This window comes from Paraburkholderia sp. BCC1884, from assembly GCF_900996225.1.
Taxonomy (GTDB): Bacteria; Pseudomonadota; Gammaproteobacteria; order Burkholderiales; family Burkholderiaceae; genus Paraburkholderia.
Genome location: NZ_CAAJGL010000079.1, coordinates 307,740 through 317,208, shown reverse-complemented (window position 1 = coordinate 317,208; position 9,469 = coordinate 307,740). Strand labels below are relative to the sequence as shown.

The 9,469-nt window shown below is 64.4% G+C and carries 9 protein-coding genes; 3 read left to right on the top strand and 6 right to left on the bottom strand.

Going from position 1 to position 9,469, the window contains the following annotated elements:
- Window positions 1–31 precede the first annotated feature (31 nt).
- A complete protein-coding gene (locus tag FQ705_RS16825; RefSeq protein WP_144143022.1) occupies window positions 32–2,383 on the top strand; it encodes an FUSC family protein in 2,352 nt (783 codons plus the stop codon).
- Between the two features lie 66 nt (window positions 2,384–2,449).
- Here the strand turns inward: FQ705_RS16825 and FQ705_RS16820 are convergent, their stop codons facing one another.
- Complete coding sequence (locus FQ705_RS16820) at window positions 2,450–2,659, bottom strand: hypothetical protein (protein WP_144143020.1); 210 nt, start codon at window positions 2,657–2,659, stop codon at window positions 2,450–2,452.
- A gap of 118 nt (window positions 2,660–2,777) precedes the next feature.
- A complete protein-coding gene (locus tag FQ705_RS16815) occupies window positions 2,778–3,251 on the bottom strand; it encodes an Lrp/AsnC family transcriptional regulator (RefSeq protein WP_144143553.1) in 474 nt (157 codons plus the stop codon).
- A 138-nt stretch (window positions 3,252–3,389) separates the two neighbouring features.
- On the opposite strand from FQ705_RS16815, the gene FQ705_RS16810 reads away from it, so the two are divergent.
- A complete protein-coding gene (locus FQ705_RS16810; protein ID WP_144143018.1) occupies window positions 3,390–4,001 on the top strand; it encodes a cysteine dioxygenase in 612 nt (203 codons plus the stop codon).
- 37 nt (window positions 4,002–4,038) lie between these two features.
- Here FQ705_RS16810 and FQ705_RS16805 read toward each other — a convergent pair whose 3' ends face one another.
- From FQ705_RS16805 to FQ705_RS16790, 4 genes are all read right to left on the bottom strand, one after another.
- Window positions 4,039–6,687: a mechanosensitive ion channel family protein gene (locus FQ705_RS16805; RefSeq protein ID WP_144143016.1), complete on the bottom strand. Its 2,649-nt coding sequence runs from the start codon at window positions 6,685–6,687 to the stop codon at window positions 4,039–4,041.
- A gap of 123 nt (window positions 6,688–6,810) precedes the next feature.
- Complete coding sequence (locus FQ705_RS16800; protein ID WP_144143014.1) at window positions 6,811–7,458, bottom strand: NAD(P)-dependent oxidoreductase; 648 nt, start codon at window positions 7,456–7,458, stop codon at window positions 6,811–6,813.
- A 139-nt stretch (window positions 7,459–7,597) separates the two neighbouring features.
- The gene (locus FQ705_RS16795; protein WP_144143012.1) at window positions 7,598–8,059 is read right to left on the bottom strand and encodes an Rrf2 family transcriptional regulator; all 462 of its coding nucleotides are present in this window, start codon (window positions 8,057–8,059) and stop codon (window positions 7,598–7,600) included.
- A gap of 88 nt (window positions 8,060–8,147) precedes the next feature.
- Window positions 8,148–8,624, bottom strand: a complete 477-nt coding sequence (locus tag FQ705_RS16790) for a hypothetical protein (RefSeq protein ID WP_144143010.1) — start codon at window positions 8,622–8,624, stop codon at window positions 8,148–8,150.
- Between the two features lie 216 nt (window positions 8,625–8,840).
- Between FQ705_RS16790 and FQ705_RS16785 the strand changes: the two genes are divergently transcribed.
- Window positions 8,841–9,422: a DJ-1/PfpI family protein gene (locus FQ705_RS16785; protein ID WP_144143008.1), complete on the top strand. Its 582-nt coding sequence runs from the start codon at window positions 8,841–8,843 to the stop codon at window positions 9,420–9,422.
- The last annotated feature ends 47 nt before the right edge of the window (window positions 9,423–9,469 follow it).

Sequence of the window (9,469 nt, the reverse complement as noted above, 5' to 3'; positions counted from 1 at the left end):
ATTTGCCCAGAGAATGGAATCCAGGTAGTCGATGCGCTATTCGGTCGAGATCAAGAAATTCCTTTACAGCCAGTATTTTTATGGCGGCCTGCGCATCGCTGTCGGCGTGTCGTTACCCGCGATCCTCTGTCTGATCGTGTTTCACGACCGCGATCTCGGCTTCACGATCGCCACCGGCGCGCTTGGCGCCTGCGTGGTCGATATGCCGGGTCCGCTAAAGTACAAGCACAACGAAATGCTGGCGTGCACGGTGATCGGCTTTCTGTCGGCGCTGGCCACGGGTCTCGCCACGGTCAACGTGGTGGCGCTATGGTGCACCGTCGTGCCGCTCACGTTCGTGTTGTCGCTGATCGTCGTCTACGGCAATCGCTGGCCGCAAATCAGCTTCGCCACGCTGTTCATGATGATCATGACGCTGGAGGAGCATTTCACGCCCGTGCAGGCGCTCGTCAACGCATCGTGGATTCTGGTGGGCGGCCTGTGGTACACCTACTGGTCGACCTTCGTGAGCCGCTGGATGATGCATCGCATCGAACAGCAGGCGCTCGCTGAAAGCGTCTTCGCGTGTGCCGACTATCTGCTGGCGCGCGCCGAGTTCTACGACCTCGATAACGATCTGGACGAGTGTTATCGCAATCTGGTCGATAAACAGATTGCCGCGGTGGCGCAGCAGGACGCCGCACGCGACATCGTGCTGCGCAATCTGCCCAGGCTCAAAAGCGGCAAGCTCGAGCCACGCCGCGCCATGCTGTTCAATCTGTTCATCAACACGGTCGACCTGCACGAGCTGTTCGTGGGCGCACACACCGATTACCCGCTGGTGCGCAATACCTTCGGCGGCTCCGATCTGCTGGTGTTCTACCGCGATCTGATTCGCAAGGCGGCCGCCGACCTCGAGGAGATCGGGCTCGCGGTGCTGCAGAATCATCCGCCGCGGATTCGCGTGAACGTGAAGGCGGAATTGCGCGCTATCGAGTTCGAAATCGAACTGATGCGCAAACAGGACCTGCCGAGCAAGAACCACGAAGCGTACTCGGCGATCTCGTCGACCTTCCGGCGCATCTGGAGCGCCACGCGACTGATCGACAAGATGCGTAGGAGCCTGTCGAGCGACGCCAGCGCAACCGAAACCGAATTGCGCCTCGACCAGGCGCTCAGCCGGTTCGTGTCGAGCCGGCGCGTGCCGTTCGGGCAGATCTTCTCGAATCTGACCATGGCCTCGCCGAGCTTTCGCCATGCGCTACGCGTGACGATCGCCGTCGCCGTGGGCTTCTGGCTTGGGCGCCTGCTGCCGCTCACCAACGCCTACTGGATCGTGATGACCACCGTCATCATTCTGAAGCCCGGCTACTCGCTCACCAAACAGCGCAACGGGCAGCGGATCGTCGGCACGCTGATCGGCTGCGCGGCGAGTATCGGGCTGATGGTCTTCGTCAAGGAGCCGCACATCCTGCTGGTGGTGATGTTCGCGTCGATGGTGATGAGCTACAGCCTGCTGCTGTTCAATTACACCGCGAGCGTGGTGTTCACTTCGTCGTATGTGCTGCTGATGTTCCATCTGCTGGCGCCGGGGAGCATGCGCATCATCGGTGAACGCGCGATCGACACGGTGGTGGGCTGCGCGATCGCCATCGCGGCAAGTCATCTGTTCCCGTACTGGGAATATCGCCTGATGGGCAAGCTCGTCAGCACCATGCTTGGCGCGACGCGTCAGTATCTGGAAGCGAGCTGGTGGTGGAGCGGCAAGCCGGCCGCCGCGGTGGCCGCCACCGTGACCGAAGCCGGAGCATTCGCGCCGGCGGCAGCCATGGCCGATCCGGCGATCGATGTCGTGAGACCGGTCGCGGGCGCCTCTCCCGCCGCGGCCGCCGCTGCAACCGCACTCGATCGCGACTACCGCTATCGGCTCGCGCGCAAGAACGTGCATGTGGCGTTCGCCAATCTCGGCCAGGCGTTTCAGCGCATGATGCTCGAACCGAGGTCCGCACAAAAGTTCGTGCCGGAATTGAACGGTTTGCTGGTGCGCAGCCACGTGCTGGCGTCCCAGATCACGGCGGCCGCCCCCCTGCTGCGCACCTCCGCGCAGCAACAGCAGCAGGTCGAAAGCGTTTCGTTGCAAGCGCTGCAGCGTGCGCTGAGTTTCGTACGCGACAACCTCACCGAGGCCGAAGCCGGCAGCGCACCGCCGGCCGATCAGGGGGAACAGGTCAAACAGTTGAATCGCGAACTCGACGCGATGGTGGTCGAGGCGGAGAAGTCGCCGGACTATGCGGCGGACGCCGTCCATGACATGAAGCTACTGGCGCATCAATGCAAGCAGATGCTCTCGGCGGCACTGCTGATTCGCAAGGACGCGAGCGTGATCCGGTTGCCGGAAGAATGAGACGGCAGCAGCAATCGGCCCTTGACGAGGCACGCGCATGCGCTACTGCCGAGGCACGAGCACGCGCTACTGCGCGGTGCCGCTCGCAGGCTTCGCCGCGGTAGCCGCCGCAGCGGCGTCCGATGAAATCGTCGGCACCGCCTCGTTCTGACGGTCGAAATCGCGCTTTTCCGTGATGGCGTTGTAGAACAGCGTAGCGATCACCAACAGCACCGCGACCACGATGAAGACGGCAATGCCAAAGGTCGGATTCTTCTTGCGCGGCGGTTTGTTCATGAGGCGGGCTCGGTTCGCGAAGCGGTCGCGGATAGTGTCTGGGAAGGCGGCATTCTACGCCGCCCGAGCTTGCATACGGCTTGCAGCAAGCGGCGCTCCCGCGGGATTGTTACGTGGCTCAGGTCACCATGGCCGGTCGCACCGGCAGCGCCGTCGAATACTTGATCTGCTCCATCGCGAAACTCGAACTCACGTCGTACAGCGGCACGGCGGCAATCAGCAGCTTGTACACGCGGTCGTAGTCGTCGATATCGGACACCACCACCCGCAGCAGGTAATCGGTTTCGCCGCTCATCCGGTACACCTCCACCACCTCCGGAATCGCCTGCACCGCGCGCGTGAAGGTCTGCGCCCAGGCTTCCGTGTGCTGGTTGGTCCGCACGGCCACGAACACCGTCGTGCCCACGCCCAGCTTGCGGGCATCGCAAAGCGCCACCTGGGCGCGAATCACGCCCGCCTCTTTGAGTCGCTGTAGCCGCTTCCAGCAAGGCGTCTGCGACAGATTCACGCGCTGCGCCAACTCGGCGATCGGCATGGTCGCGTCTTCCTGCAGCAGCTCCAGCAGCTTCCGGTCGATGATATCCATTCCCATCATGACACCCCTATAGGAAATTATTCTACTTTTAAGACTCCAAGGGGAATTATATGGAAACTCTTTCTCCAGTCAAACGGGTATAAATATCGCTATTCAAAATCAATCGAAAAGCAGTCGCGTGACTGCGTCCACAAGATGAACCCAGACCATCGCCCAGCCTTCCTCGCCCCGCTCGAAACGCCTTCGCGTACCCGGCACAGCACGCCGCTCGCCCGTCTGTGCGAAACGCTGGATGCGATGTTCGAAACCTGCGCGAGCTTCCCCGAGCCGTCGCATTCCACGTTCTTCGCGCGCACCATGCGCATGGCGCTCGCCGAGGCGACTGTCGAGCCCGACCTGCTCGAACCGGCACAGCGCGAGGGCTCGACAGAGCGTTACCGCCGTCATCTGCTGGCCGCCGATCCGCACGGCCGCTACGCGATCGCCTCACTGGTCTGGTTGCCGCAGCAGATGAGCCCCGTGCACGCGCATCACACGTGGTGCGGCTATGCAGTGCTGGATGGCACGCTAAGCGAAACGGTATTCGAATGGGACGGTGCGCAGCATTGTGCAAGCGCCACTCGCACGCAAGCGCGCAAGACCGGTGCGGTCTCGTTCGTGCGAAGTGGTCGCGGCGGTATCCATCGGCTGGGTAACGGCAGCGATGCACCGGCCGTGTCGTTGCATATCTATGGCGTATCCGGCGCGCAGATCGCCACGCACGTGAACGACATCGTGCGCACGTCCGACGAACCCGCGCTCGCCTGACACTCGCCTGTCAGCGGGCGATTCAATTCAACCCGTATCAACTCTTGCCGCCCGCATCGCCCGCCGTGGGAATCTGTGGCGGGATCGGCGCGGTTTGTCCGGTGGGCGGTGGCGCGGGCCGCGGTTCATGCGAGACGTCACGCGCCGCTGCCACGGCCGCCTGAGCCGCGCGCGCCGATGAAGCCGTTGCCGCCGGCGCGTGCGCAGCCGATTGCCCCGATGACCCATGCGCGTGCCCAGATCCATGCTCGGCGAACTCGGGCATTTCGTCGTCTCGCAACGGCTGACCTTCGTTGTCCTTCGAGGACGTGAACAGCCGCATCTGCGGCACCGGAATCTCGATGCCCGCTTCGTCCATCTTGCGCTTGAGCCGCAGATTGAACGCGCGCGCCACGCTCCATTGCTGCAACGGACGCGTCTTGATCTGCCCTTTCACGACCATCCAGTTCGGATCGAAACGGTCCAGCCCCCACACCTCGATCGGCCCGAGCATTTCGCGCCGGTAGCGGAAGTCGGCCATCAGTTCCGCGCCCACTTCGCGAATCAATTGCGTGATCTGATCGACATCGGTGGAAAACGACATGCGTACTTCGAACACCGCATAGGCGAAATCGCGCGACAGGTTCTTGACGATCTTGATCTGCGAGAACGGAATCGCGTGGATCGCGCCCTGGCCGTCGCGCAGGCGCACGGTGCGAATCGACAGATGCTCCACCGTGCCCGCGTGGCCACCGTCCACGTCGATCCAGTCGCCCACCGAAATCGTATCTTCGATGATGATGAACAGACCCGTGATCAGATCGGTCACGAGCGACTGGGCGCCAAAGCCGATCGCCAGACCGATCACGCCGGCGCCGGCCAGCAGCGGTGTGACGTTGATCCCGAGATTGGCCGCCGTGACGATCCCCGCAATCGTCATGATGGTGACGAGCAGTACGTTGCGCACGAGCGGCAGCATGGTGCGCGCGCGCATGCTCGGCGAGCGCGACTTGTTGCGCGGACCGCCAGGATTGAGCGCTTCGGTGATCGCGGTGTCGACCAGAATCCACAGCAGCCACGCGATGAACACGGTGGCGATGATCGCCGTCACCGCATGCGCGATACCGCGCGCCGCGACGTTTTCCTCGACCACCGCGGCCAGCGAAACGCCCCACAAACGCGACGCGAGTTCGAAGAAGAACAGCCAGATGAACAGCGTGAGCAGCGTGCCGGAAAAGCGCAGCAGGCGCGTCAGATACGGCGAGCGGCGGCGTTTGCGGGCATTGCGCGGACGCGTCACGCGCAGCACGATGGCCGACAGGAAGAAGGCCAGCACCAGCAGCAGCGCGGTCACCACCGAAATCTGCAGCACGTTTTCATTCGAGCCGGAGCCGCCGAGCGTGGCCACCACGGAGGCTGTTGCCAGCACCAGCACCGGCACGTGCCAGAGCGCGGCGAGAACGTCGAAGGCGTCGGTCGCGGCCTTGTGATTGGTGCGCTGCTCGTAAGGGCGGTTGCGGATCAGATGCGCGACCGGCCGGCGAAACGCCAGCGCGAAATAGCCCGTGAGCACGGCCGCCGTCATGTTGGCGGCGGTCGAGATCAGCGCGGCGAGGTTCGAGCCGAGTTGATGCGCCACGTCGTAGTTGACGGCCGCGTCGCCGAGCGCGCCGCATACGCCGACCACGAACAGCACACGCCGCGCGTGATCGATCAGCAGGCGCACCGCGACGCGCCGGTGTCCCGAGCCGAACAGCGAAAACATGATCAGGCAGATCGCGGAGAACACCGCGCCCGCGACGATCGCATACGCCACCACCATGCCGAGCGTGCGGCCGAGCGAATCCGGCATGGCGCGCACGAACAGCAGCGCCGCCAGAAACGCGATGATCCACGGGCCGACGCGGCGTAGCGCGAAAATCAGCAATTCGCGCGTGGTCGGATTCGGATGGAGACCCATGGTGATGCCGAGCCGCAGATAAAGCCGGTGTTGCAGATAAATCAGCGCGCCGGCGCAAGCGCCCCAGCCCGCCAGCATGGCAAACATCGAGAACAGCACCCGGCCGAAGCTCTCGTGGCCCTGGCTGGTGATGATCGTATAGAGCTCGTTGCCGGCTGCATTGAAGCGTCCGCCCCAATAGCGCACCGGCGTGCGGCCCTGATGCACGTCGGATTCGAATGAGGCGATGCCCGACGCGATCGCCCCGAGCAAACCCGGGCTCGGCTGGGCCGGTGCGGGCGGCGCAACGTTTCGGGAGACTTCGCGCAGTTTCTTGAGTTGAGCGACGAGGGCGCTGCGCTGGCGGTCGTTGTCGAGCGTGCTGATGACGCTGTCGAGCGAGCGCGCCAGTTCCGCCTGGCTGGCCGGCGACGGCGCGGAGGCCGCATCCGCCGCCGAGGCGCCCGAAGCAGCCGACGCGGGCGCGGACGTCACCGTCGCGCTGTTGATCAGGCTCTGCAGGGCGGGAATCACCGGCGTCGTGGCGCCGGCGGCTTGCGCGCTCAGCGGCATGCCGCCGGCGAGCAGGATCAGCGCGACGCCGAGCGCCGCGGCCCATGCGCCGAACCACGTTGCGACGCGCGAGGAAGCGCGGCGACGGGCGTCGTGACCGGTGGAAGCAGGAAAACGAGAGGCGGCAAGAGCGGCAGGCTGCCCGCCGGTGGGCGGCACAGCCTCGGACTCACGCCGGATGAGGCATGACTGCATGGCAATCCGCAAGAAAACGGGAGACGCCAGTGTAGCCGTTGTTTCCCCCGCCGCGCCCGAACATGCGTAACCGATTGTTAGAGGGCTTGCGCGTGGGCGCGGGATTGGCGGGCGCGAAGTCGCTTAGTATGCGACCGTCGCGATCTCGCGAATGAAACGGCCCTGCTCCAGTTCGTCGACAAAAGCGATCGCGTAGTCTTCGGCGGAAATGCGGCTATTGCCTTCGGCGTCGGCCAGCAGCATGGTCGCGCCCGTGCGGAACTTGCCCGTGCGCTCGCCCGGCGCGATCAGCGCAGCCGGCGCGAAGAAGGTCCAGTCGAGATCGGTGACGCCACGGTAGTACTCGAATGCTTCGCGATGCGCGAGCGCGATGGCTTTGTAGGCGTCGGGGAAACCGTCCGTGTCGACCAGTTGCTTGCCCGGCGCGACCTCGAGCGTGCCCGCGCCGCCCACCACCACGAGGCGCTTCAGGCCCGCCGCGCGCACGCCTTCGACGAGCGCCCGGGTCGCCTTGGCGAGTCCGCCGAGATCGTCCGGCGGCGGCGCGTAGGCGCTGGCCACGACGTCGTTGCCACGCACGGCGGCGGCCACGCTGGCGGCGTCGAGCAGATCGGCCTGGGCTGCCTTCAGGTTGGCGACGTCGGTCGGCACGCGGGCCGGGTTGCGCGCCAGCGCCGTGACCTGATGTCCGCGACGGGCCGCTTCGGCGGCGATCCGCGAGCCAATCGTGCCGGTGGCGCCGAACAACGCGATCTTCAACTGTTTGCTCATTTTCACTGCTCCTTTGATTTGCTTATATGTAACTACATCGATTACATATATAGCGGAAAAAAGAGGGCTTGGAGCCCCGTTTCTTTGGAAGGTGTGCGGCGCCACCATGCGACGCCCGCCTTGCTATATGCGTGTCTGACTACCCTGCCCCGTGCGAGCGCCGCTTGCGTTCACGCTGACGTTCGGCGCGCACCAGGTCGGCCGTGGCATCGGCCAGCGTACGCGCGCCGAGCGAAGCCTCCATGGCCTGCTGCGCTTCGTCGATGATACCGCGCAGCACGACCTGAATATTGCGCCCGACCATGCAGGCCGGATTCGGCTCCTCGCGATGCAGCGCGAACAACTGCGCGTCGTCGACCGCGCGATACACCTCCAGCAGGCTGATCCGGTCCGGCGCGCGTGCCAGCAACGCGCCGCCGCCTGCGCCGAGTTGCGAAGCGGTCAGACCCGCCTCGGCGAGCATGGTGAGCAAACGCCGGATCAGCGCGGGGTTGGTGTTCACGCTGCCCGCGATCATTTCCGACGAAAGCGGCACACCCTCTTGCAACGACAGCAACGCAAGCACATGCACCGCAAAGGCAAACCGGCTACTCGTGTTCACGGCAAATCCGCCCGACGACGACAATGTGTAACCATAGTAATTACATTTAATCCGACTGTCAAACGACCCCGGCAGGCTGGCCGTCTCATTACTTGTCCATCTGTTTCTGCGCGTCGCTGGAATCGTTGGATGACGATGACGACGACGCGCTGGTTGCGGACGCCGAACTCTGCGCCGACCACTCCTGCAACTTGCGCCCCGCCGTTTCGAGCCCTTGCCCGGTGAGCGATGCGGCCTTGCCGAGTTGCGCGTTGGTGGCGCTCGCGGCGTTCTGCAGATTGGCCTGCGCGGTCGAAGCGAGCGCGCTCGGGTCGACATTGATGGACGGCGTCGCCGAAGCCGATTCGAGGTTCTGCTCCGTCGCAGCCTTGGTGGCGTCGACCTGCTGACCGACGTAGCTGGCGGCCTGATCGAGCTTCTGCCCGGCGAGCTGGGTGGCGTCGTTGAGCTTGCCGGCCACCTGGCCAGCGGTCGCATCGTTCTTCTGGCAAGCCGCGAGGCCACCGAACACGACCAGTACGACAGCGGCGCGACGCAGCAGAGATGAATTGAGAGATGAAGTCATGATTGGGTGTGAGCCGCTTCAAGCGGCTTCCGCATGCGAAAACGCGCCAATGATACGCCGTTGCACCGCTCCCGCGCGCCACGGACTGCCGACGCGCCACCTGCTTGCCGGCGAAAGCCGTCGCGGTTCTGTCAAACGGGTTGGAGTAGACTCCCTGAGCTTATCTGAGCACCAACTGGCGCTCGCTGTGTTCCTTTGAACAACTGGAGGCATACGATGGCGGCAAAGAAGATTCTGTTTCTGACCGGCGATTTCGCCGAGGATTACGAAACGATGGTGCCGTTTCAGGCGCTACAGGCAGTCGGCCACCAGGTCGATGCGGTCTGCCCGGACAAGAAGGCGGGCGATCGCATCAAGACCGCGATCCACGATTTCGAGGGCGACCAGACTTACACTGAAAAGCCCGGTCACCTGTTCGCGCTCAATGCATCGTTCGACGACGCCGATCCCCACCAGTACGACGCACTCGCGATCGCCGGCGGCCGCGCGCCCGAATATCTGCGGCTCAATCGCAAAGTGATCGAGCTGGTGCGGCAATTCGCCGAAGCCGGCAAGCCGATCGCCGCAATCTGCCACGCCGCGCAACTGCTGGCCGCCGCCGACGTGATCCGCGGCAAACGCATTTCGGCTTACCCGGCCTGCGCGCCCGAGGTCAAAATGGCCGGCGGCGAGTACGCCGACATTCCCGTCGACGCAGCGATCACCGACGGCAATTTCGTCACCGCACCCGCGTGGCCCGCGCATCCCGAATGGCTGCGACAGTTCCTCGTGCTGCTCGGCACGAAAATCGAACTCTGAGCGAGTGCTTGCTGGCCGCGTCGCCGATCGGATCGACGAGCGGCCGC

Coding starts and splice junctions, on each gene's coding strand:
- FQ705_RS16790 (WP_144143010.1), bottom strand. CDS start 8,624: ATGACTTCATCTCTCAATTCATCTCTGCTGCGTCGCGCCGCTGTCGTA.
- FQ705_RS16800 (WP_144143014.1), bottom strand. CDS start 7,458: ATGAGCAAACAGTTGAAGATCGCGTTGTTCGGCGCCACCGGCACGATT.
- FQ705_RS16820 (WP_144143020.1), bottom strand. CDS start 2,659: ATGAACAAACCGCCGCGCAAGAAGAATCCGACCTTTGGCATTGCCGTC.
- FQ705_RS16825 (WP_144143022.1), top strand. CDS start 32: ATGCGCTATTCGGTCGAGATCAAGAAATTCCTTTACAGCCAGTATTTT.
- FQ705_RS16785 (WP_144143008.1), top strand. CDS start 8,841: ATGGCGGCAAAGAAGATTCTGTTTCTGACCGGCGATTTCGCCGAGGAT.
- FQ705_RS16810 (WP_144143018.1), top strand. CDS start 3,390: ATGAACCCAGACCATCGCCCAGCCTTCCTCGCCCCGCTCGAAACGCCT.
- FQ705_RS16815 (WP_144143553.1), bottom strand. CDS start 3,251: ATGGGAATGGATATCATCGACCGGAAGCTGCTGGAGCTGCTGCAGGAA.
- FQ705_RS16805 (WP_144143016.1), bottom strand. CDS start 6,687: ATGCAGTCATGCCTCATCCGGCGTGAGTCCGAGGCTGTGCCGCCCACC.